This window comes from Prevotella amnii DSM 23384 = JCM 14753, from assembly GCF_000378745.1.
GTDB lineage: Bacteria > Bacteroidota > Bacteroidia > Bacteroidales > Bacteroidaceae > Prevotella > Prevotella amnii.
This window is the reverse complement of record NZ_KB905292.1, coordinates 1-24,256: the sequence shown is the minus strand read 5'-3', so window position 1 is coordinate 24,256 and position 24,256 is coordinate 1. Positions and strand designations below refer to the sequence as shown.

The window sequence follows — 24,256 nt, the reverse complement described above, 5'->3', positions numbered from 1 at the left end:
AAAGACAGCTACTACCAAAAGAAAAAGAAACACAAACTATTTTGTAAACGAGCAGGTATAGAACCAACAATAGGACATCTTAAAGCAGACCACCGATTATCTCGCAACTTTTATAAAGGTGTGAAAGGAGATGCTATCAATGTATTATTAGCTGCGGCAGCATATAACTTCAAAAGAGCTATGAGAGCTCTTTTGTGCCTTATAAAAAGAATCAGCATAAAGCTTGTCAGTACAAACTTTATGCTGAAATATAGTTTTTAAGGGACGACTAAATAAACGTTATGATGACTTTATAATGAAAAAATATAAGGGTAAGGTTTTAGTTATAGATGCTGATAAGTTAGATTATCAGCATAATCCAAAAGACTTTGGAGTGATTACAGATAAAATAGATAGAGAGCTTTTTGGCTTGTTTTAAAAAGTGATTGATATTAAATCAGATATATATAAATGCATATAGCTATCGCAGGAAATATTGGTGCAGGAAAGACAACACTCACCAAGATGCTCGCAAAACGTTATGGTTGGAAAGCTCATTTTGAGCCAGTAGATAATAATCCTTATCTTGAAGATTATTATAAAGATATGAAACGCTGGGCTTTTAATCTTCAAATATACTTTCTGAACAAACGTTTTTGCGATGTCGTTGAAATATCTAAGAGCAATGATACTATTGTTCAGGATCGCACAATATTTGAAGATGCTCGCATCTTTGCACCTAATCTTCATGAGATGGGGCTTATGAGTGATCGTGACTTCAACAATTACTCACATCTTTTCGATTTAATGATGTCTTTAGTAAAGATACCAGATTTACTTATTTATATACGCTGTTCCATTCCTCGCTTAATTGACCATATTCAGCAACGAGGGCGTGAATATGAGCAAGCTATGCGTATAGATTATCTAAAGGGATTAAACAGGCGTTATGAAGATTGGATAAAAGATTATAAAGGGCATTTAATTATAGTAGATGGTGATACAACAGACTTTCAGGATAATCCAAAGGATTTTAAGCGTATTACAGATATGATAGACGATCGCCTTTTTGGATTATTTCCAATAGATGATAAGTAAATATTATTATATGATATAAATATGATTAATAGAATATTAATTAGTTATTATTTATAGAACTATTAAAATATTAAGTTATTTTCGTTTCTTTTGTGTATTAAATAAGTGAGGGCATGTAGGATATATCTTTATACTACTTGCCTTTCACTTTTATATAAGTATTTAAAGAAAGTATATTTTTTTTGTTAGATAGAAATATAATAAAGTTATCTCTAAGCTATCTTTAGTTTTTTTTACTTTCCTCATACTTATATACTATTGTTTTTGTGTAAATTTGCACAACAAGTAGGAATTATAAATATATAATTCTTTTATTATGCTTTAAAGATTGTATTATAAATGAAAATTTTCAGATTATCTTATGCCAGTTTATTCCCTTTGATTAAGCAGGCAAAGCATCTGTGGGTATCTTACTTTTGGACTGTTCCAGACAGCCTTTGGGCTTTAAAAGTAACTGTGGCTATAGCTATAATGATTATTCCATGCTGCTTATTGGGCGACCCTTTTATAGGTTGTACATTAGGGTTAGGCTCTGTAGGTGCAGCTCTTGCTGAAAGCGATGATCATCCTCGTGGTAGGCGATATAGTTTGGTTATAACTATTATAAGTTTTGTTGTTATGAGTACAAGCGTAGAGCTTCTTCATAATTATCCATGGGTCTATGGTCCAACTATGGCTATTACTACGTTTATTCTTATTCTTTTAGGAGGATTAGGTTCACGTTTTCAAGGGGTTACTTTTGGAGCATTACTTGTTGGGGTATATGCTATGTTAGGTTTAGGTTTTCGTCCTTGGTATTATCAACCTATTCTTTTACCACTTGGTGGATTAATGTATGGCAGCATATCTTTACTACTTTTATCTTTTCGTCCCTATCGTTTACTTAAAGAGCAGCTTACTTCAGGATATTCAAGTCTTGGCGAATATTTATTATTAAAAGCCTCTCTTTTCCCATGTACAAAATATGACTATAAGTATATGCAGCCACGTTTGGCAAGTAAAAATATAGCTGTAGGCGAAGGAGTAGATAAGTTTAAGAATGTGCTTTATAATTTTCTTAATGTTTTGGAGGGAAAGTCTTTAGACGGTGTTTCGCCTTATTATAGACAGTGGATTATCCTTCAGCAGCTTCACGAACGTGCTACTTCTACTCATCAGCGTTATGATGTTTTGAGTAAACGTTGTAAGAATGTTCTACTTTTAGAAGGTTTTGGGCAATATATGAAAGTACAAGCACAGACTATAAAGCGTTTTGGGTCTAACGTGTTATTAGATAAAAACTTTGTTTTACCAACCTCATTGAGTTGGACACATGACATGGTTAAGATGCAATTAGAGCAGAGCAAGAGTGATCCTGAATATAATTCTCTATCGCTACTTTATAACAACTTAGAACATATACAGTCTTTACTTATTTCTTTACAAGATACATCTATTGGTTATAAGATTCCACTTGACGACTTACAGTATAAACCAGCCCCGCTTATAGAGAGATTACGCTCATTGTTTAGTATAGACAATTTACGTTTCCGTCATGCTTTACGTTTATCGTTATGTATGCTTTTAGGTTATATTTTAATGGAAATATTCCATTTAGAGAAGGGGGTATGGATTATTCTTACTACAGTTTTTGTATGCCAGCGCGACTATGTTGCCACTCGTAGACGTCTTCCTGAACGCATTTTTGGAACTTTTTTTGGGGTATTGTTAGGTGCGGTCTTTGCCAAACTTTTACCTTCTATTGAGGGACAAATTTTAGTTACATTAGGTTCTATATTCACTTTTTTTTATTGGGTAAGAAAGCGATATACTATAGCAGTAATATTTATATCTACATTTGTCATAGGCTCTTTTAATCTGCAAGGTGGTTATCAGATAAGTTTGGCAGGGTATAGGTTGTTATATACTTTAATAGGGTCTGTAATTTCTTTTATAAGTGTTCGCTTTTTATGGCCTGACTGGCAGTATAGACATATACCACAATATCTTGATGAAGCTCTCACGAAAACAGGTAGATATTTTTATACTATATATGCAACAAATGTGCAAGGTACAGTATATTACCATAATCGTCGTGCTGCACATTATGCTGATAATGCGCTTGCTATGGCATGGCAAGGAATGGGTGTAGAACCTAAAAAGAAGCGATTATTACAACAAAAGGCATATATTTTAACCTATCTTCACCACTCCTTATTATCATATGTATCGGCTTTAGGTGCCCATTACTATGATAAACAATTACCACAAGAAGATATAGATATATGTAAGCATATAACTGCTGTTATCGAGCAAGTAAGGAATAATTTACATACATCTGCTAATATACATACATCTGCTTTACAGTTTTCGGAAGCTAAAAAATGGAACGTATTATTAAAACAACGTGCAAAGCAAACTAATCAGCAAAATCTTACTATTCTTTATAATATCTCTCGTACTGTTACTGATTTGCTAAAGGAGAGTTTAGATGCTGATGTTAGATTAGATAAAGTATAGCAAAAGCAGCTAAAAAATATTTTGAGAGATAATAATATGTTATATTTTCTCTTTATATTTACAAAGACGTTATCTTAATATAAGATATAACGTTTTTAATGCTTTGCTTTTTTATAAATATTATTCATAATCATCTACAACAGAATTAATCATGTCCATCATAGGTTTTCCTATTTTACATATATTTGCAAGCTGGTCTTCCCAATTAGGTTGTAAGAAGAAGTCGTCAGTTAGTTTTAGCCAACAGCAATAATCTTTCATGCGAAGATATTTTATGTATTGATAGTCTTTTGGGAAGCCCTTAGGACATGTTTTTAAAAAATCTAAACCAAATCCTTTATCAGAAGCTGTGTTTTTCCCGTCCCATTTTCCTTCTCCTACCTTACCAAAAGTAGAAACAAAATTGTTATTTTCTACATTTTTCAGCCATTCTTCAATATTCACAATAATCTCATTACGACAAGATGTTAGTATGTTTGTAGGTAGATAATAACAGCCTACAGCAATGATATTGTTACCTGGTTGGAGGTGAAAATAGTAACCTCCACGTAGAGATTTTCGTCCTTTTGCGCAGATATATGCTCCTAAATGGCGTTTATAAGGACTTTTATCTGGTGAAAATCTTATATCTCTATAAAAACGATACGTGCAATCTTTAGGAACAAGGTGAGCTATTTCTAAATCAAATTTTGATATAGCAGTGATAAGTTTGAAAACACTTTGCTCAAAATCGGCTCTTACTATGTCGTATTCTGTTTTGTGTTCTTGGAACCATTCTCTATTATTATTAATATTAATACCATTGAGGAATGTCTGTATTCTTTTAATATCCATAGGACTTATCTTAGTTTGCTGTTATCTAAAAGTTTTGGACAAAATATATCGAAAGGACATTTAGTGCATAATGGACGTATGCTTTTACAGATATATCTACCATGTAATAATATCCAATGGTGTGCGTTTGTAACCTCTTTTTTATCTATATGTTTCATAAGATAATCTTCTACTTTGCGTGGCGAGTTAGTGTCTTTTGGTACTAATCCTAAGCGATGACTTACTCTGTAGACATGGGTATCAACGGCTAAGGTAGGCTTTCCGAACCATACAGCTTGTACAACGTTAGCAGTTTTACGTCCTACGCCAGGCAGCTTAATTAGTTCGTTAGGGTCAGATGGCACTTCGCCATCATAGCTATTTGTTAGCATTTGAGCCATTTCAACTAGATGCTTAGCTTTAGCATTTGGGTATGATACACTTTTTATATATTCGTATATTTCTTCTATTTTTGCTTTAGCCATGATTTTTGCATTAGGATAATGTAAAAATAAAGCTGGAGTTATTGCATTTATACGTTTATCAGTGCATTGAGCTGATAATAGAGTAGCGCATAGAAGCTGAAAAGCAGATCCAAATATTAGTTCGGTACTAACTTCTCCAACGTGTGAGCGGAAGTAGTCCATTACAATTTTATATCTTTCTTCGCGAGTCATTATTTTTTTAAGAGTAGTATCTTTATGCTTTATATTTATTGCAAAGATACTTAAAACTAATCGAAAATTTGGTACTTATAAAAAGTTAATGTACTTTTGTATTAAAATAAAAAAACAAAAACGATATGATTACTCCTATATTTGGACTTGTTGCTTTACTCTTATTAGCTTTGATAGGGTGGGGGTTAGCAGAGTTGAAAAATAAAACAGTGAAGTTCTTTCATTCAGAAAAGGAAGCCGAAGGTGAAGAAGAAATGCTTGAAGCTTTTGAAGCTCATGGCGGTAAGGAAATGAGCTTAAAAGATATTTTAGCTAACAATAGTACAAAAGGCTTTAAGTCGATATAATATGTATTAGAATATTACTATCCTCTTTCTTGAGTTTTATAGGATAGTAATAAAACTACTAAAAGGGCTTATACTCTCTATATAATAGGTATAAGCCCTTACTTTTATTAAAAAATTTTTTATCTAATAATTATTTATATTTCTTTCTTTGCTTGCTTTTTATCCAAAGGTAAACGCCAAGTGAAAGAAACACTATAAGGATAATTATCATTTGCCATACATATTTTTCAGGCTCTATCCAAAATTCTTTAAAGAAATTTATGCGTCCAAGAATTTCTACAGGAGTCCAAAACACTATTACTGTAGCAATAGCCATACGTATATTAGCTCCCCATGCAGCAATGTGTAGTTGGTGTCGCAGCATGAATATAGAGCCCACGAAACAACCTATTCCTATAAGAAACGTTATAGGGTTATGATCTCCTAAAAAGTTTTTATCATAGCAGAACATTAATAATAAATAAAGTCCCCATAAGATCATATTTATCTCCATAAAAGTTACTATGCTGGTATGTCGTGTCATAGGTTGCATGGCTATTACTTTTCTTTTGCTACGAAAAGCTATTTTCTGAATCCATGTAATAAAGTCGCAACCATTTTTTGTACTAAATATGTACATTGTCATAACCATCATCCATAGTCCAAACGATGCAGGCATTATAAGATATTCAGGCTTAGTAACTACTACACCATTTTCTATTTCTGGCTGAACGCCATAACGTCTGGCGTAATATAGAAAAAGGAATTCTACCCAACCCGTCCAAAAGAGTAGTCCGCCAAATAGTCCCCATAAAGTTTGCCGTGTATCGCCTTTTACAAATACACCTATTATTACTATTATTAGTCCTACTAATCCCATCATAAATCCAGCGATGTGCATAGATTCTTGACTCATAAATTTTTCCATTAAAATCATTAAAGCATGACCTAAAGGCATTGTAAAAAGCACTAAGAGGAAAGATGCAAATGTGCGCCACCAATATCTTTTTTGTTTTTTATGTTCCATTTTATTTTAATTCATCTAAGTAATAACTAATTTCTCCGCCGGTATCTCCTATTTCTGTATCTGTTTTATACCAACTAACTATTTGTAATTTAAAATAATGCTGTCCATCAGCTGTGCGTATAACATATGTATGGAAAGAGGGTGAATACACAGGTGGTGGACCTGTGAAAGTGAGAGCCTCTGCAAGAATGGGGTTTGCATCGGTTAGTGTTACCTTAGGGCCATTATTAGGATCAAACCAAGGGTTTTGTTTAAAGTCGAGTTTGTTCTTAATTAGATACTTGTTCCAATCGGTTTTTGACATTGTAATATATATAGAATGATTGTCTACAGCCCATTGTAAGTTTTTTGGCAGTTGTTTTACTGTTTCCCAAGTATTGTAACCACTATAACCAAGATCGGCTGCGCCACCTTTACCATTACCTGAAGTTCCGCTATTTGTTCGTAGACGGTAGCCGCAGAAAGCTATATCCCAATCTAATCTGCTTTTCTGTTCACCTTCTTTGATATCCTCATTAGGCTTATTTCTGTTAAAAATTTTTCCTGTGCGTAAATTGAAATACATCCAGTCGTTGGTTACTTCTGTTATATATCCTGTTACTCTCGGAAGGACATGCCCTGTAAATGGTTCAGCATCATATTTTACACAAGATGCAAAAAACATAGTATAGAGTATTGTGAGTATCTCTAAAATATATCGTTTCATATTTTACGTTTTAACGAGTTTACTATATCATCTACTAAAAATTCTAATTGTATATATCCTTTTGCTCCACTTGTAGCCGGGATATTAAACATTGTAACACCAGAACCTAATGTCTTTGGTATATAATTAAAAATATTATCCACTCCTATAGTAATTTTCACCTTATTATATAAAGTTTGCACTACAGATAAGTTGCACATAATATAAGAAGGTAGCTTACATCTAAAATAAGCATCATAGCTTTTTTTATGTTCTTCTACCCATACTCGGTCTTGAATATCAAAGTTTTTCTCACCCATAAAGGAAGCACTAAAAATAGTTTTTAAGCGATAATTAGGTCTGTTTAGTATATAATCAATACTTCCAGTAGCAGCATGTGGTGATGTTGTGTTTATATGTACACCTTCTTCTTTGCCTACATTAACATAGCTGTATGTAGCGTTTAAAGTAAATGCATTTAAGAAATGCCATTTTAAGATACCTTCTAATCCTATGATGTTTTGATTGTTAAGATTAGTATATTCAAAGTTATATTGCATATCATAAATACGCCAAACACCTTCTATTTTCTTTCTGAAAAAATTACCATATGTATTAATATTTATAAAAAAGTTGTTGTTACTATATTCAGCTCCTATTGAAACATAATGATTTTTTTCAGGTTTTAACTCTTCATTACCTCTAATTTGAAACATACCCAAGTGGTCCCAATTAAAAAATAGCTCTTTAATACTTGGAGCTCTATAACCTATAGAGTAGGTGGTACGTATAGCCCAATTATCATTAGGAGAATATTTTACAGCTATTTTAGGCATATACATAAATCCGAATGCTTTTGAAAAGTTAGTACGTATCCCTAATGATGACATCCATTTGTTGTTTATAGTCCATTCATCTTGCAGGAAATATTCTGTTTCTTTAAGTGCACGGGTAGTCATTTTTCTATTAACAAACCTATCGCTAGTAAGCTCATCACTGGTATGTTCTATACCAAAGGTGATACTATGTTTGTCAAAATAATTCGATATAATGGATAATCGTGGCTGAAATATCTTGCTTTCGTACACTTTTTTGCGCATGTCTTCACGTTCGTGGCGTTTAAATCTGTCATAAAAATCAGCGTGCAAACTTAGTTTTATAGTGAACCAATCCTTTACATCATATTTTAGTTTTACACCTGTCATATAATCACGACTTTGTGAAAAATTCATATCTTGTATCAAATCGTATGAATTCATAAAAAACATAGAGCCATAAATCTGTGCTGAAAAGTCTTTACATGGTTCGATATATATCTTTTGTGCTGCTGATATATGTTCAGTACCTTCAATACCCATAGGTGAGCGTTTAGCAATGCTTGTTAAAATAATATCATGCGGCAAGAAAGGATTTGCCTCTTTCGTATAGACTTTTTTATCTTTTTCTGCTTGATAAAGATAAAAAGCATCACTCTCACTATACCATACATCGGTTTGAGAGGTAAAAATACCTTTCTTAAATCCTGCTGATAGCCATCCTTGTAGATTTGGGCGATCGGAATTTTTCTCAAACATATATAGAAAGTCTTTTGGATGTGGCTTTTTATAATTACGTTCGTTCATTTGTGCCAAACGTAGTCCTGCTTGAATATCTAAAGGCTTATTAGTTTTTTTTGATACAAGATTAATTACAGCTCCTGAAGCTCTGCTACCATAAAGCGTAGAGCTTGCACCTTTTACTATCTCTATACGGTCTATAGCATGTAGATTAAAGCGTTCATAATCGAGATTGCCTGCCATGTCGCCTGTCATGCGTTCGCCATCTTGCAAAAAGAGAACATGCCGTGCGTCTAAACCTTGCATTGATATTTCGTTACCAAACCCTACTTTCTGAATATTCAGTCCTGGTGTTTCTTGTTGCAAGGCATGTTGTAGATCGCTATATCCTGCATCTACGAGGTTCTTTCCTCCTAAGACCTGCGTTGTTATGGGAGAGAGCTTGATGGGGCGTTCTGTTCGTGAACCTGTTACAACAACATCATTTAAGTGTAACACATCTTCACGCATAACTATATTTATATTGTTTTCTTGTGGTGCTGCGTAACCTTTTATAGGAATAAAGCCTGCAGCTAAGATGTTATAAAATACACCTTTTCCTTTTTCAGCTTTTAATATAGCATTGCCATCAATGTCTGTAACAGTTTGTAGGTAACCTTTAAGGTCTTTTCTTGTAGCATATTGTACGGTGGCTCCTACTAAAGGTTGCTGCGTATCCTTGTCAAGTATAGTTATCTTTACTTGCCGCTGTGCTTGTATTGATAGCATTATAAATAGGCAAAGGAAAGATAATAAAAGTCTTTTCTTATGCATCATATTCTTTTTTTTTGTTAAAAAGGAAATGAAAGAACTTTAAAGCCTCTCATTTCCTTTTTTTATTTATATCAAAAATACTTATTGCAAACCATGGTCTTTTTTGTAGGCTTTAAGATCTTCCTCGTATTTTTTAAACTCTGCCGTGTAGTTATTTATACGATTTTTATCTATAGTTTGTAAGAAACATTCTGAACGTACATTCATCATATTATAGTCTACAATGAAGTTTATCTCATGAGTTTTTACATTATAGTATCCTTTTACAAAACTTCCGTTTGCCGTTTCATTACTTTTACCATCATCGGCAATAACATAACCATTCTTGCCTTTAAATTTTATCCAGCTATCACCTTTATATTCATCTTTTTCAAAAGAATTAAGCTGCATTATTTCTGTATTGCAGGCAAAGGTTACGACAAAAGGCATTTTTCCAACAGTAAATTTATCTAACTTAATAGTAAGTATGTTCTTATCTGTTGAATCCCAACTAAAATGGAATTTTGTAGGGCACCCAGAGGGCAGTAAAGTTTTATCTATTCCATTCATCGTAGCTTTGGTGCTTAGTATAATATCACCATTTAAAAAGCTCTTTGCTTCTGTTAACAGATCTTCTTTTACAGGTTTCCTTTCAAGGCTCTCATCAGAATGACATGATGAGAGCAGAAAGAATACACTAAAAAAAAGTAAATATTTTATTTTTCCCAAAATATATTATATATAGTTTTAAATATTACTTTATTTTTCTTTATTTATTTTTACCCCTTGAAATTCTACAATTGCTGTGAACGAAAATCCCAAATAAAAAGCATTTAGACTTTCTATTTTATATGTAAGAACATTATTTTTTATATTTCCAGAAACAACAGCATTGAATTTAGTAACTTTTCTTAATATTGTTAGTTTAATAGCATTGTAAACAGTCTGATTAAAACTACCATCTGGGTTTATCTTAATATTAGTTGCATCAAGCTCAATACTACCAGGCATCTTACCTAATTGGAAAGGATCTATGTGAAGACTAATTAAAGAGTTTGGGTGTAATACATTAGTTATAACCGAATTATCAGGCACAGACTTTTCACCATTCATGTAAATGCGTGTAAATTTACCTAAGTAGTCCTCCTTTATATCCTGTTGTGCTGATATAGTCATTACCGTGCTTAGAAGCATTATGCAAATAAAAATGATCTTTTTCATAATTAATTTTGTTAAGTGTGTAAAATAAAGTAAAAAACGTTAGTTTTTATTCTTCAATATCAGAAGGTTTTAACCAATTACCAGCATCAAATTCTTTTTGGTACGACATATATCCATCATTACAATATTTTCCATACTTTTTGATAAATTCTTTAAAAGAATCAGTATCAAGCATTTTCTTAGAAACTGTTACAGAAACTTTTTCTTGGTCTGTTGTTAATTCTTTTTTCTTATTTTCTGCGCTGCTGAAATAATTTTTAAGTTCAGGATATTTTATTTCTGTATTATCTAAGAATAATGCTATTTCTTCAGTAGCTTTAATCATACTTAAATCAACTTTTTTAAGTTTAGGTAAGTCTCCCAAAATGATGTTTGCAATACAGTCTGTTGATGGGTTAGGGAATATTATAGCTTCTAAGTTAGGGCAATGTGTAATATTTAAACAATTGGAAACAAAAACATCAAAATCTTTTATTTCTTGATTGCAAATCTTAGTCTGTGATAGATCAAGCGTTGTAATACTTGAGCATTTACTTATAGTTAGGTTGCCAAGATTTTTAGCTTTTGAAAGATCTATTCCTTCCTCTATTTCTGTATTGCTAAGCATTAAACCTTTTATATTTTCTCGTGGCATCAAATGACCTATCTTATAAGAGCCTTCTCCCATTGCTGCTACAACCATCTTTTGTAAATAAGGATTATTTACGAAATATTCAAAACCTTCTATAGATTCTAATCCTTTTATGTCATTAGGCATATAAAGCGTGATGTTTTTTCCATTATCGCTAAGAGATGGTTGTTTAGAAAAGTCTATATTACTATCATCTATAAACATGCTTGGATATATTTTTTTTATATAACTCCTGAAAACAGGATCTGGAATATTTCTTATAGTGTTATATTTCTGTAATTTCCCATCAGCATCAGCTATCTGTATATCAGCTTCTTTACCTTTTTCTTTATAGAAAGGCATTAAGTCTTCTACATTATATTTTGCTGTAGCAGGTAAATAAAGTTTTGTAAAGTTGTGTAGAACAGTTGTTTTTAGCTCATCATTTTCCAATTTAGCATTTACCAAACCTTCAAAATCGTATATCTTGTTGCCTGTTAAGTCTACAGAAGTAATTTGTTTTGGCAATTTGTTAAAGTCGAATACAGGACCATAACCATTATTAGATAACTTTACTTCTTTTAAGTTAGGAAAGATATCTAAACCACTAATATCTTTTAGCTTAGTGCCACTAAGGTCAAGAGAAGTGGTATTGTTTGCTAAATCGTTTAGCTCTAACTTCCCATCTTTATCAAACTGATAGCCTTTTTGCTTCAGAATGTTCATCAACTCTGTGTTTTTTAGAGCGTTTGCACTGTATGTAGCCGCATCTTCATTGTTGCTACATGATGTAAGTCCCATTACAAAAAATGCCATTACTGGCACAATTACATTTTTAAAACTTTTCATATTCAAAAATAAATTAACTTAATTTCTTGCAAAGTTAAAGCTAAGTTTTTAATCTGACAATACCTATTTGTTATGATTTTACTTTGTACTATGCAATCCTTATTTATTATGATTTTTGCCTGTTTTTTGTTCATTATTTGTTTTATTCAAACTAAAATGTATATTTTAGGGCGGTGAGAAGGTAGAAAAGATTGATAGGCTTTTTAGATAATGTAAATATGAAAACTAACGAGATGGGTTGCTTTTTAGTATTTTCTTAACATATACTCTTATATTACCCCACTACTATATATATATTAACAATAAATGTTAAGCAGAAGTGGCTGCTCTCCAAAATAAAGCAAAAAAGTGCTCTTCTTTAGGTTAAGTATAGTATATTCTTAGTAATTTTACACTCAAAATATACCAAAAACTTAAACTTAAAATACAGATTAATGACTAATTTAAAGAGTTTGCTTCCTTGGGAAGAGCGTCCTACAGAGTGTAAAGATGTAATGTGGAGATATACTAAAAACCCAATTATTGATCGTTATCATATCCCTTCATCAAATAGTATTTTTAATAGTGCAGTAGTGCCTTTTAAAGATGGTTTTGCTGGAGTTTTTCGTTGCGATAACAAGTCGGTACAGATGAATATCTTTGCGGGTTTTAGTAAAGATGGCATCAATTGGGATATTAACCACGATCCTATAACTTTTGAGCAAGGAAACACACAGATGATAGAGTCGGAATATAAATACGACCCACGTGTAACATGGATAGAAGATCGTTATTGGATAACATGGTGTAATGGTTATCATGGTCCTACTATTGGGATAGGTTATACTTTCGATTTTAAAACTTTTTATCAGTGCGAAAATGCTTTTTTGCCTTTTAATCGTAATGGCGTGCTTTTCCCTGAGAAAATAAATGGTAAGTATGCTATGTTAAGCCGTCCAAGCGATAATGGTCATACGCCTTTTGGCGATATATATATAAGTTTTTCTCCTGATATGAAGTATTGGGGCGAGCATCGTTGTGTAATGAAGGTAACACCTTTTCCTAAGAGTGCATGGCAGTGTACAAAGATAGGCGCAGGCTCTGTGCCTTTCTTAACAAAGGAAGGCTGGCTGTTGTTTTATCATGGAGTTATAAATACCTGTAATGGTTTCCGTTATTCTATGGGAGCTGCAATACTTCAGAAAGATGATCCCACTAAGGTTCTTTATCGCACACAGCCTTATTTGCTTGCTCCTGCTGCACCTTATGAGCTGTCTGGCGATGTACCTAATGTTGTGTTTCCATGTGCAGCCTTACAAGATACAGAGCGTGTGGCTGTATATTATGGTGCTGCTGACACAGTAGTAGGGATTGCTTTTGGATATATAGATGAGATTATAGAGTATACTAAGCGCAATTCTATTGTTTAAAATGTATAATCGACATTAACACCTACGGATATATATATAATGTATCTTTAGGGTGTTAAATGTCGATTTTTGTTTTTTTATTTTCAAAAATATAGCATAGATGTTAGGTAAATCGCGGAAATATATTTGCATCTTATTTACTTTCTTTTCTCTTATGGCTTTTTCAGAGAGTAAAAAAGATGTGGTAGACTATGTAAACCCTTTTATAGGAACGTCTAATTTTGGCACTACTAATCCCGGTGCAGTATGTCCTAACGGACTAATGTCGGTAGTACCTTTTAACGTAATGGGCAGTTCTAAAAATAAATATGATAAAGACTCACGCTGGTGGTCTACACCGTATGAATATCATAATGTTTTTTTTACAGGCTATTCTCATGTCAATTTAAGCGGAGTAGGCTGCCCTGAAGCAGGGTCTTTATTGCTTATGCCTACTACAGGAGCATTGCAAGTAGACTATAAACAGTATGGTAGCTGTTATAAAAACGAAAAGGCACAGCCAGGGTATTATGCTAATATTCTTACCGATTATAATATTAAGACAGAAGTTACAGCTACTCTTCGCTCTTCTTTGGCACGTTTTACCTTTCCTAAAGGTAAAAGCCATATATTGTTAAATCTTGGTGAAGGGCTTACTAACGAGAGTGGGGCTTATATAAAGAAGGTGAGCGATACAGAGTTTGTTGGTATGAAGCTGTTAGGTACTTTTTGCTATAATCCACAAGCTGTTTTTCCTATTTATTTTGTTATGCGTACTAAGAAAAAACCTCTTTCTTCAGGTTATTGGAAAAAGCAACGCCCTATGACAGGTGTAGAAAGTCAATGGGATAAGGATAATGGTAAATATAAGTTGTATACCGATTATAAGAAAGACTTAGCAGGTGATGATATAGGGGTGTTCTTAAATTATGATACTGATGAAAATGAGCAAATAGAAGTGCAAATGGGAGTATCATTCGTAAGTATAGAAAATGCTCGGCAAAACTTAGATATAGAGCAAAAAAATAAGACTTTTGAGCAGATATATACTGAAGCTCGGCAAGCATGGCAAGAAAATTTGTCTAAAATAACAGTAGAGGGTGGTACCGAAAATGATAAAACTATTTTCTATACAGCTCTTTATCATACACTTATCCACCCTAACATATTACAAGATGTTAATGGAGAGTATCCTGCTATAGAAAGTGATAAAATAAAAACACTCGATAAAGGAAATAGATATACCGTGTTTTCTCTATGGGATACTTATCGTAATGTACACCAACTTCTAACATTGGTATATCCTGAAAAACAGCGGGACATGATTCGTACTATGATAAATATGTATGAAGAGCATGGCTGGATGCCTAAATGGGAGCTTTTTTCTCGTGAGACTTATACCATGGAGGGCGATCCTGCTATTCCTGTTATAACCGACTCTTATCTTAAAGGCTTGCGAGGTTATGATATAAATAAAGCATATAAGGCTTTTTATAAATCGGCAACAACAGAAGGAAGAAAAAATCTTTTGCGTCCAGATAATGACGACTATATGCAAAAAGGGTATGTACCACTTCGTGAAAAATATGATAATTCTGTTTCGCATGCTTTGGAATACTATGTGGCTGACAATGCTTTAGCTCGTCTTGCTAAAGCTTTAGGTAAAGCGAAAGATGCTAAAATGTTTTATGCCAGATCGCTCAATTATCGCAAATATTATGATAAGCAATGTGGAACATTAAGACCTTTGCTACCTGATGGTACTTTCCTTACAAAGTTTAATCCTAAGCAAGGGGAAAACTTTGAGCCTTCACCTGGTTTTCATGAAGGAAATGCTTGGAACTATACATTCTTTGTTCCTCACGATGTTTTGGGCTATGCAAGACTTATGGGAGGACATAAAGCCTTTGTAAACAAGCTCCAAATGGTGTTTGATAAGCATTATTATGACCCTGCTAACGAACCTGATATTGCTTACGCTCATCTTTTTTCTTATTTTAAAGGAGAAGCATGGCGTACTCAAAAAGAAGTGAGAAAAATATTAAAGGAAAACTTTAAGAATCTTCCAGAAGGCATTCCTGGTAATGATGATACAGGGACAATGTCAGCATGGGCTGTGTTTAATATGATAGGATTTTATCCAGATTGTCCGGGTAACCCGTCTTATACTTTTACATCTCCTGTTTTTAGTAAGATAACTATAAAGTTAGATAAAAAGCAATGGGGACAGAAACAACTTGTTATAGAAACTATTAGTAACAATGATAAGGCAGAGATAATAAGAAAAATAGAACTTGGCGGTAAGCCATATCATAGCTTTAGAATAACACATGACCAACTTATAAAAGCCGGACATGTAAAAATTTATCTTCAGTAAATGAACTATTATAAAAAAATATATAAACTTTTAGCTTTTAAAAGATTATCTTTTACTTACCCAAAGATGACCTTTTACCCACTCAAAGACAACCTTTTACTCATAAAAAGATGATATTTTACAATATAACATTTTACCTGAATATGATTGATAATATAAAATAAAAATACTCGTTTAGTATTAATGCTTTTATAATCAGAACAATTTTATAACAAAGAGAAAAATAATATAAAGATGAAATATAATAAACGAATACTTTTTTCAGCTGTGCTTTTGTTAATGTTTTTCAATTTAACAATAGCACAAGATATGATACCTAAACCTAATAGCTATACTCCTTTAAAAGGTTCTTTTAGCTGGGATTCGGATGTGATAGTGTATATAAATGCTGATCACAGTGATGCAAATAGGCTAAAACACTATATAAAAGAGGTTTTTGGATTTACCAAAATATTAAAACATTCTTCTAAACATTTACTTAAGTCATGTGCTAATGGCTGTTTTGAAGATAATAAAAAAACATTAACTTTAACATGTACTAATAAGGCAAATCTACCTAAAGGCTATCTACCTACGCAGCAACAGCAGGGGTATAACATACAGATAGATGCAAAACATATATACGTTACAGCTCCAACAGCTTGTGGATTATTCTATGCTTTACAAACTCTTCGTCAGCTAACTACTAATGGTAAGATACAATGTGCTACTATAACAGACTCGCCACGCTTTATGTATCGCGGCTTACAGCTCGACTGCTCACGCCATTTTTGGACAAAAGATTTTATTAAAAAGCAGCTTAACGCTATGGCATATTTTAAGCTAAATGTTTTTCATTGGCATTTAGTAGATGGTGGAGGCTGGCGTCTACAAATAAAGAAATATCCTCGTTTGGTAAGAGAAACAGCCTATCGCACTTATTCTTCTTGGGATAAATGGCGTAAAGAAGATGAGCGAGGTTTTGCTCATAAGCAAGATTCTAATGCTTATGGGGGATATTATACTCAAGAAGATGTTAAAGAGATAGTGCGTTATGCCTCAGACAGACATATAGAGATAATACCCGAAATAGAGATGCCAGGACATAGTGAAGAGGTTACTTTTGCATATCCAGAGCTGTCATGCTCTAAGAAGAATAATTCTCATGAGGATCTTTGCCCAAGCGATGAGCGCACTTATGTTTTTATGACAAATGTGTTAAAAGAAGTCATTAAGCTATTCCCGTCTAAGTATATACATATAGGTGGTGATGAGGCTATGCGCTCTACATGGGAAACATGCGAAAGGTGCCAGAAAAAGATGCATGAGCTTCAGCTTACTTCTACGTCTCAATTGCAAAGCTATTTTACTCATCGTATAGAGCAATTTCTTAATAAAAATGGTCGTAAACTTATAGGTTGGGACGAGATAATGGAAGGAGAGTTAGCACCTAATGCTGCCGTAACTTCTTGGCGTGGCGAACAATATGGACTAAAAGCTGCAAAATTAGGACACAAAGTAGTAATGTCCCCAGTAGGGTATTGTTATATAGACATGTTTCAAGATGCCCCTAACACGCAGCCTAAGGCACAAGGCGGATATTTGCCACTACGTCGTATCTATAGTTATGATCCTGTTCCTAAACAATATAAAGGTACTCAAGTAGAAAGCAACATAATTGGTTTGCAAGCATGTTTATGGACAGAATATGTAGAAGACTCTGCACATGCGGAATATATGATTTATCCACGAGCCCTTGCTATAGCAGAAACAGGCTGGGCAGCTCAGAAAGAAGATTACAACAAGTTTCGTGTACGTGCAATAACAGCAGTAGATACGTTAAAGTCGTGGGGCTTTAATCCCTTTGATTTGGCTAACGAAAAAGGTATTCGCCCGCAAGCCCGTAAAATATATAAACATGATGCAAGAGATAAGAATATTATTTATAATGCTCCTTATGCTGAAAAATATCGTGCAGAAGGCGATTCTACTTTAGTTAATGGCAAAGCTGGCGATTGGGGATACATAGAAGGAGGTTGGCAGGGATTTATCAATGGTTTTGATGTAGTAATAGATTTTGGAAAAGATATAGATATTAGCTCTGTAAAGGCTGATTTCTTACATATTAATACAGTATGGATATTTACTCCAAACGAAATAGAATTATCAGTTTCTTCAGATAATAAGATATTTACTACCATAGATAAAAGAGATCCTAAGATAAAAAAAGAGCAAGTCTATTGTATATATCCTTATAGCTGGAAAGGACAGGCTAAAGGGCGTTACTTACGTTTAAAAGCAAAGGGTAATATTATAGGAGGTTGGATATTTACTGATGAGATAAGAGTTAATGAAGAAAAATATAAAAATAATTAATATGAAAAATATTTTCAGACAGATACCTTTACGTTTTCGTATAATGATAGCTTTTTCTTGCATCATGTTCACTGCTTATGCACAAGATACACTATGGGTGCAACAGCAGATAGTACCCATATTAATAGAGCGGCAAGACAATGTCTTGATGTATCTACGTATTGATGCAAAAAACAGTAAAGAGTTGGATAATATAACTATCGACTTGCCCATTTCGGAATCTTTAAGGCATATAAAAGCTGTAAAGCTATATTATGGTGGTACAGAGGCAAGGCAAGATGCATCAAAGAAACGTTTTGCACCTGCATGTTATATTACTAATTTTACACCTAACAGAACATTATTTGCTTTACCATCTTATTCTGTTAAGCGTGATGAAGTAGCCCCTAAAAACAATTTAGTAACACTTAAAGCAAAACAGAAGCTATTTCCTGGAGTGAACTTTTTTTGGATAAGTATAGAAATGAAACCATCTTCTACATTGAATGAAAAAATAAAAGTGGGATTAAAAGAAGCTGTAATAGACAATTCTATGGCTATTTTAGCAGGTGATACTAAAGCAAATAAATGCTATAAAACAGCTATAGGTGTGCGTCATGCAGGTGATGATGGCGTGGCAGCTTATCGTATTCCAGGACTTGTAACCAGCAATAAAGGAACGCTTTTAGCTACGTATGATGTAAGACATAATAATAGTGTTGATTTACAGGAGTATATAGAGATTGGTTTAAGTAGAAGTACTGATAAGGGAGCCTCGTGGGAGCCTATGCGTATACCGATGAGTTTTGGAGAAAATGGTGGGCTACCAAAGGCACAAAACGGTGTAGGCGATCCTGCTATATTAGTAGATGAGCAAAGGGGCACTATATGGATCATAGGGACATGGACACATGGCATGGGAAATCAGCGAGCATGGTTTAGTTCACAACCCGGAATGGATAAAGATCATACAGCACAATTGATGATAGTGAAGAGTGAAGATGATGGGAAAACATGGTCAGAACCTATCAATATAACAAAAGAAGTGAAGGAATCTTCTTCCTTTTTTCTTTTAGAAGGTCCGGGTAGGGGCATAACAATGCACAATGGAACATTGGTATTTCCCATGCAGTTTATAGATAAAAACAGAATGCCTCATGCAGGGATAATATATAGCAAAGACCATGGAAAGACATGGAAAGTAAGTAATCCTGCAAAAGAAAACACTACAGAGGCACAGGTAGTGGAGCTAAAGCAAGGCAAACTTATGTTAAATATGCGTGATAACCGTGGTGGGAGTAGGGCTATAATGACAACTAACGATATGGGAGAAACTTGGCAAGAGCATTCTTCTTCTCGCTCTGCTTTGATAGAACCAATATGTATGGCAAGCCTTATAAAAGTAAGTGCTAAAAATAACTGCTTAGGAAAAGATATTTTATTGTTTTCTAATCCCAATTCTACAAAAAACAGAAACAACATCACTGTTAAAGCCAGTCTTGATAATGGCTTAACATGGAAAGAAGCTAATCAGATGCTTTTAGACGAAGGTACAAGCTGGGGATACACTTGCCTAACAATGGTAGATAAAGAAACCGTAGGGATTTTATATGAGAGTAGTGCAGCACAAATAACCTTTGAAACAATTAAGTTAAACGATTTAGTGAAAGAAATCAAATAACTATCTAATAATAAACGTAATATAGTTATAGTAATAAGATAAAACAATTATAAAAACATGAAAAAAACATTCTTTTTTTTATTTCTTACTATCTTGATCTTGGGTAATAGTTTTGCGCAAGATTATACACAATATGTCGATCCTTTTATAGGCACAGGTGGGCATGGTCATGTGTTTTTAGGAGCTAATGTTCCCTTTGGGTATGTTCAGGCAGGTCCTACGCAAAAGAAACAAGGTTGGGACTGGTGCTCAGGATACCATTATAGCGACTCTACGGTGATAGGTTTTGGACAGTTACATTTAAGTGGTACTGGCATAGGAGATTTAGGAGATATATCTTTATTACCAACTATAGGGAAAGATGAACGTGAAATAAAGTTTGCACATCGAGCAGAATATGTAACTCCGGGTTATTATTCTGTAATGTTAGCAAACGGTATAAGGGTAGAATTGTCTGCTACTAAACGAGTTGCGTATCATCGTTATAGTTATCCTGCAAATATCAAAAAAGGATATATAGTATTAAATTTATGGCAAGGTATTGGTTGGGATAAAATGACATCTTGCCAAATGAAGCAAGAATCTGATAGAGTTATTAGTGGTGTGCGCAATTCTACTGGTTGGGCAAAGGATCAGAATGTTTATTTTGTAGCCGAGTTTAGCCAACCAATAAAGCAAATAAAAAATGAAAAAGATTCTATTTGGGTCTTTGAAACTATACCTACAGGGGCGCCTGTAGAGGTAAAGGTGGGGCTTTCTGCTGTTAGTATAGCAAATGCACGTAAGAACATGAATGCAGAAATACCTGAATGGAATTTTACTAAAGTAGTAACTAATGCTCAGAACGATTGGAATAAAGAGTTGGGAAAGATAGCTATTTCTACTAAAGATGAGCATGCTCGTAGAATATTTTATACAGCAATGTATCATACAATGATAGCTCCTTCGGTGTTTTCTGATGTAAATGGAGAGTATCGTGGTGCTGATGCAAAGATACATAAGGGAAGTTTTACTAATTATACTACTTTTTCTCTTTGGGATACTTATCGTGCAGCTTTCCCATTGATGACTATAATACACCCAGAGATGCAAAAGAATTTAGCACAAACATTCTTACATATTTATAAAGAACAAGGCAAACTTCCTGTATGGCATTTAATGGGTAATGAGACAGATTGCATGGTAGGTAATCCTTGCGTTCCTGTGCTTTGTGATATAGCTTTAAAAGGTTTTGATGTGGATATGAAAAAGGTTCTTGAAGCTACAAAGAGTTCGCAATTGCTAAGTGAACGTGGATTAGGAAATATAAAAAAATATGGATATGATCCTGTTGATAAGGATAAGGATAAAGAAACTGTAGCTAAAGGACTGGAATATGCTTTAGCTGACTGGTGTGTAGCACAGGTAGCTTTAAAACTTGGCAAGAAAGATGACTATAAATATTTCTATAATAGAAGTCAGAGCTATCGTAAATTTTACTTTGATAAGAAAACGGGGTTTATGCGTGGTAGGCTATCAGATGGTACGTTTAGAGAGCCGTTTAATCCTTTTAACACCATACATAGGCAAGATGATTATACAGAGGGTAATGCATGGCAGTACACATGGTTAGTTCCTCATGACGTACATGGACTTGTAAAGGCTTTTGGTAGTGAAAAAAAGTTTGTGGAAAAGCTCGATTCACTCTTTATTGTTACAGGCGATATGGGCAAAGAGGCTTCTCCAGATATTAGTGGTTTGATAGGACAATATGCTCATGGTAACGAGCCAAGCCACCATATTATATATATGTACAATTATGTTGGGCAGCCTTATAAAGCAGCTCCTTTATTACGTAAAGTAATGAAAGATATGTATCATGATAATATAGATGGATTGAGTGGCAATGAGGATGTAGGTCAGATGAGTGCATGGTATATACTCTCTTCTTTAGGGTTATATCAGGTAGAGCCTGCAGGAGGTAAGTTTGTTTTTGGTTCACCTATCTTTGATAAGGCTAAAATAAATGTAGGTAATGGTAAAATATTTTCTATTACTACTAAGAATAATAGTGAGGTTAACAAATATATACAAAGCGTTAGGCTTAATGGCAAACCTTATACTCGTTCATATATTATGTTTAAAGATATTCAGAAGGGCGGAAATCTTGAATTTATAATGGGGGATAAGCCTTCTAAGTTTGGTACAAATAAAAAAGATCGTCCATAATAGAAGAAATAAAACTATGGAACAGAACAATTTATTTAATATAATAAAGCATTTCAACATTAAAGAAAAAATAACATTTATCAAACCATTAGGAAATGGTTTGATAAATGAAACTTTTGTGATAGGCACTGCTAACCAAAAACGTAAATATGTGTTGCAGCGCATTAATAATGCTATTTTTAAAGATGTAAACTTATTACAACATAACATAGAGATAGTTACTGGTCATATTAGAGGGAAACTCTTAAAAGCAGGTGAAGCAGATATAGAAAAGAAATGTTTAGAATTTCTTAAAACAGATAATGGTAAAACTTATACAAAGGATAATCAAAATAACTATTGGCGTATAAGTGTTTTTATAAACGATTCCTTTACTAAAACAGATATAAACACTATAACATCATATCAATGTGGACGAATGTTTGGCAATTTTCAGTTTCTGCTCTCTGATGTTAAGGAAAATCTTGGAGAAACAATACCACAATTTCATAATATTGAATTGCGCATACTACAATTACAAGAAGCTATAAAAGCAGATACAAAGGGTAGGGTAAGGGGAGTAATAGATATTGTTAATACCCTTTTATATGATGCTGATAAAATGTGCCTATCTGAAAAGTTATATAGAAAAGGAGCTTTAGTTAAACGTATATGCCACTGTGATACTAAAGTAAATAATATGCTTTTTGATGAACATGACAATCCGTTGTGTGTTATTGATTTAGATACTGTTATGCCAAGTTTTATATTTTCAGATTATGGCGATTTCCTTCGTACCAGTGCTAACTATGTGGAAGAGGATTCTCCTAAAATAAATGAAGTAGGATTAAAAGAAGATATATTTAAAAGTTTTACTGAAGGATATATAGAGATAGCAGGTAAATTCTTAACAGATGTAGAAATAAAACATCTTCCTTATGCAGCAGCATTATTTCCATACATGCAGTGTGTGCGTTTCTTAACCGATTATATAAATGGTGATACTTATTATAAAGTAAACTATTCTGAACATAATCTTATAAGAAGTAAAAATCAGTTAGCACTGTATAATGATATGATAGCTCATGAAAAAATGATGACAGAATATATAAATAAATTTATATAATGATAAACGAAATAAAGGTTAAACGATTAAGAAATAGTATTACCCAAGCAGTTAATATTCCATTACTGTTTAAGGTGGAAAATGTTGAGTATCAAAACATAAGCGTTGTTAATTGGAGTGAAACTTATCCATATCAGCCCAATGTAACGTTTGCTATAGCACATGATAGTAAAAACATTTATCTTCATTATAAAGTAAAAGAGAATTGTGTGCGAAGTGTAGAAGATACAGACCTTGGTAATGTTTGGGAAGACTCATGTTGCGAATTTTTTGTAATGCCCGATGATAAAAAGGGATATTATAATATAGAAGCAAATTGCATAGGATCGATATTATTATGCTACGGAAAGGAACGAGAAAAAAGAGAAGCTGCTAATAGTAGTATATTATCTTGTATTGATCGTTGGGCTTCGTTAGGAAGGCGAGCCTTAGGAGTAATACATAATATGGAATCTGTTTGGGAGTTATCGTTAATAATACCTGCTTCATCTTTTTTTAAGCATAATATTAAGAGTCTTGATGGTTTAGTAATGAAAGCTAATTTCTATAAATGCGGTGATAAAACAGATAATCCGCATTTTCTATCATGGAAAAAGATAGAACTTCCAAAACCAGACTTCCACTGTCCTAATTTTTTTGGTACTTTAGTCTTTGAATATTAATTTAAGTATGATTATGGTAGATGGCGGGTAAGTAGAAATTCCATGTGGTATTATTTGCTATTTATCTTACATTTTTCGGGTCAGTCCTAAAATCCAGTTGCAAGCCCTCTCCTCTCAGGCACATAATTTCATAAGTATTTGTTATCTTTGCATCATGAAGAATCACCAATTATTACGTTGCATCTTTCCAGATGTACTTGCCGACTACTTTGATGTTGTCGATATTCAAGAGAGTGTTTCGCAGATTGACTTTTGGCTTGACGAGCGTAACTTTATGGAAAAGTCAGACCATAAGTTAGGCACTGTAAGCAGTTATGGTTTTACCAGCGAGCGTGTTATTCAGGACTTTCCCCTTCGTGGGAAAGCAGT

The 24,256-nt window shown here is 33.5% G+C and carries 21 protein-coding genes; 13 read left to right on the top strand and 8 right to left on the bottom strand.

What is annotated here, in order from left to right; translation table 11 throughout:
- The 4 genes from F596_RS0108295 to F596_RS0108280 all read left to right on the top strand — a co-directional run.
- A partial coding sequence (locus F596_RS0108295) for a transposase (protein ID WP_019036581.1) occupies positions 1 to 261 on the top strand: 261 nt, incomplete at its 5' end.
- Between the two features lie 34 nt (positions 262 to 295).
- Complete coding sequence (locus F596_RS11910) at positions 296 to 418, top strand: hypothetical protein (protein WP_019036580.1); 123 nt, start codon at positions 296 to 298, stop codon at positions 416 to 418.
- Positions 419 to 450: 32 nt separating this feature from the next.
- Positions 451 to 1,077, top strand: coding sequence for a deoxynucleoside kinase (locus F596_RS0108285; RefSeq protein ID WP_008448844.1), 627 nt, complete (start codon positions 451 to 453; stop codon positions 1,075 to 1,077).
- A 339-nt stretch (positions 1,078 to 1,416) separates the two neighbouring features.
- Positions 1,417 to 3,576 (top strand): FUSC family membrane protein, encoded by a 2,160-nt coding sequence (locus F596_RS0108280; protein WP_019036579.1) that lies wholly within the window; start codon positions 1,417 to 1,419, stop codon positions 3,574 to 3,576.
- Positions 3,577 to 3,696: 120 nt separating this feature from the next.
- On the opposite strand, the gene F596_RS0108275 is transcribed toward F596_RS0108280, so the two are convergent.
- Both F596_RS0108275 and nth read right to left on the bottom strand, forming a co-directional pair.
- A complete protein-coding gene (locus tag F596_RS0108275) occupies positions 3,697 to 4,410 on the bottom strand; it encodes a DUF2461 domain-containing protein (protein WP_019036578.1) in 714 nt (237 codons plus the stop codon).
- A gap of 5 nt (positions 4,411 to 4,415) precedes the next feature.
- A complete protein-coding gene (gene nth / locus F596_RS0108270) occupies positions 4,416 to 5,066 on the bottom strand; it encodes an endonuclease III (RefSeq protein WP_019036577.1) in 651 nt (216 codons plus the stop codon).
- A gap of 125 nt (positions 5,067 to 5,191) precedes the next feature.
- On the opposite strand from nth, the gene F596_RS0108265 reads away from it, so the two are divergent.
- A complete protein-coding gene (locus F596_RS0108265) occupies positions 5,192 to 5,413 on the top strand; it encodes a hypothetical protein (RefSeq protein ID WP_019036576.1) in 222 nt (73 codons plus the stop codon).
- Positions 5,414 to 5,543: 130 nt separating this feature from the next.
- On the opposite strand, the gene F596_RS0108260 is transcribed toward F596_RS0108265, so the two are convergent.
- From F596_RS0108260 to F596_RS0108235, 6 genes are all read right to left on the bottom strand, one after another.
- Complete coding sequence (locus F596_RS0108260) at positions 5,544 to 6,419, bottom strand: hypothetical protein (RefSeq protein ID WP_019036575.1); 876 nt, start codon at positions 6,417 to 6,419, stop codon at positions 5,544 to 5,546.
- Between the two features lies 1 nt (position 6,420).
- A complete protein-coding gene (locus F596_RS0108255) occupies positions 6,421 to 7,125 on the bottom strand; it encodes an HmuY family protein (RefSeq protein WP_019036574.1) in 705 nt (234 codons plus the stop codon).
- Entirely contained in the window at positions 7,122 to 9,473 is a 2,352-nt protein-coding gene (locus F596_RS0108250) for a TonB-dependent receptor (RefSeq protein ID WP_024992718.1), read from the bottom strand. The genes F596_RS0108255 and F596_RS0108250 overlap by 4 nt, the downstream gene beginning before the upstream one ends.
- An 81-nt stretch (positions 9,474 to 9,554) precedes the next feature.
- Entirely contained in the window at positions 9,555 to 10,181 is a 627-nt protein-coding gene (locus F596_RS0108245) for a DUF4903 family protein (protein WP_019036572.1), read from the bottom strand.
- Between the two features lie 30 nt (positions 10,182 to 10,211).
- Positions 10,212 to 10,673: a calycin-like domain-containing protein gene (locus F596_RS11005; RefSeq protein ID WP_024992719.1), complete on the bottom strand. Its 462-nt coding sequence runs from the start codon at positions 10,671 to 10,673 to the stop codon at positions 10,212 to 10,214.
- Between the two features lie 46 nt (positions 10,674 to 10,719).
- On the bottom strand, positions 10,720 to 12,132 hold the full coding sequence (locus F596_RS0108235) for a leucine-rich repeat domain-containing protein (protein WP_019036570.1): 1,413 nt from the start codon (positions 12,130 to 12,132) through the stop codon (positions 10,720 to 10,722).
- A gap of 434 nt (positions 12,133 to 12,566) precedes the next feature.
- Here F596_RS0108235 and F596_RS0108230 point away from each other — a divergent pair, with 434 nt between their 5' ends.
- The 8 genes from F596_RS0108230 to F596_RS0108195 all read left to right on the top strand — a co-directional run.
- On the top strand, positions 12,567 to 13,541 hold the full coding sequence (locus tag F596_RS0108230) for a glycoside hydrolase family 130 protein (RefSeq protein WP_008448842.1): 975 nt from the start codon (positions 12,567 to 12,569) through the stop codon (positions 13,539 to 13,541).
- A gap of 100 nt (positions 13,542 to 13,641) precedes the next feature.
- On the top strand, positions 13,642 to 15,897 hold the full coding sequence (locus tag F596_RS0108225; protein WP_026302387.1) for a GH92 family glycosyl hydrolase: 2,256 nt from the start codon (positions 13,642 to 13,644) through the stop codon (positions 15,895 to 15,897).
- A gap of 234 nt (positions 15,898 to 16,131) precedes the next feature.
- The gene (locus tag F596_RS0108220) at positions 16,132 to 18,252 is read left to right on the top strand and encodes a beta-N-acetylhexosaminidase (protein WP_019036568.1); all 2,121 of its coding nucleotides are present in this window, start codon (positions 16,132 to 16,134) and stop codon (positions 18,250 to 18,252) included.
- Position 18,253: 1 nt separating this feature from the next.
- Positions 18,254 to 19,912: a sialidase family protein gene (locus tag F596_RS0108215; protein ID WP_202899242.1), complete on the top strand. Its 1,659-nt coding sequence runs from the start codon at positions 18,254 to 18,256 to the stop codon at positions 19,910 to 19,912.
- Between the two features lie 57 nt (positions 19,913 to 19,969).
- On the top strand, positions 19,970 to 22,120 hold the full coding sequence (locus tag F596_RS0108210) for a GH92 family glycosyl hydrolase (RefSeq protein ID WP_019036566.1): 2,151 nt from the start codon (positions 19,970 to 19,972) through the stop codon (positions 22,118 to 22,120).
- Positions 22,121 to 22,136: 16 nt separating this feature from the next.
- A complete protein-coding gene (locus tag F596_RS0108205; RefSeq protein ID WP_019036565.1) occupies positions 22,137 to 23,225 on the top strand; it encodes a phosphotransferase enzyme family protein in 1,089 nt (362 codons plus the stop codon).
- Positions 23,225 to 23,887 carry a carbohydrate-binding family 9-like protein gene (locus F596_RS0108200; protein WP_019036564.1) on the top strand — a complete coding sequence of 221 codons (663 nt, stop codon included), beginning with the start codon at positions 23,225 to 23,227 and terminating at the stop codon, positions 23,885 to 23,887. Before F596_RS0108205 ends, F596_RS0108200 begins: the two co-directional genes overlap by 1 nt.
- 154 nt (positions 23,888 to 24,041) lie before the next feature.
- On the top strand, positions 24,042 to 24,256 hold a 215-nt coding region (locus F596_RS0108195; RefSeq protein ID WP_019036563.1), incomplete at its 3' end, for an ISAon1 family transposase N-terminal region protein.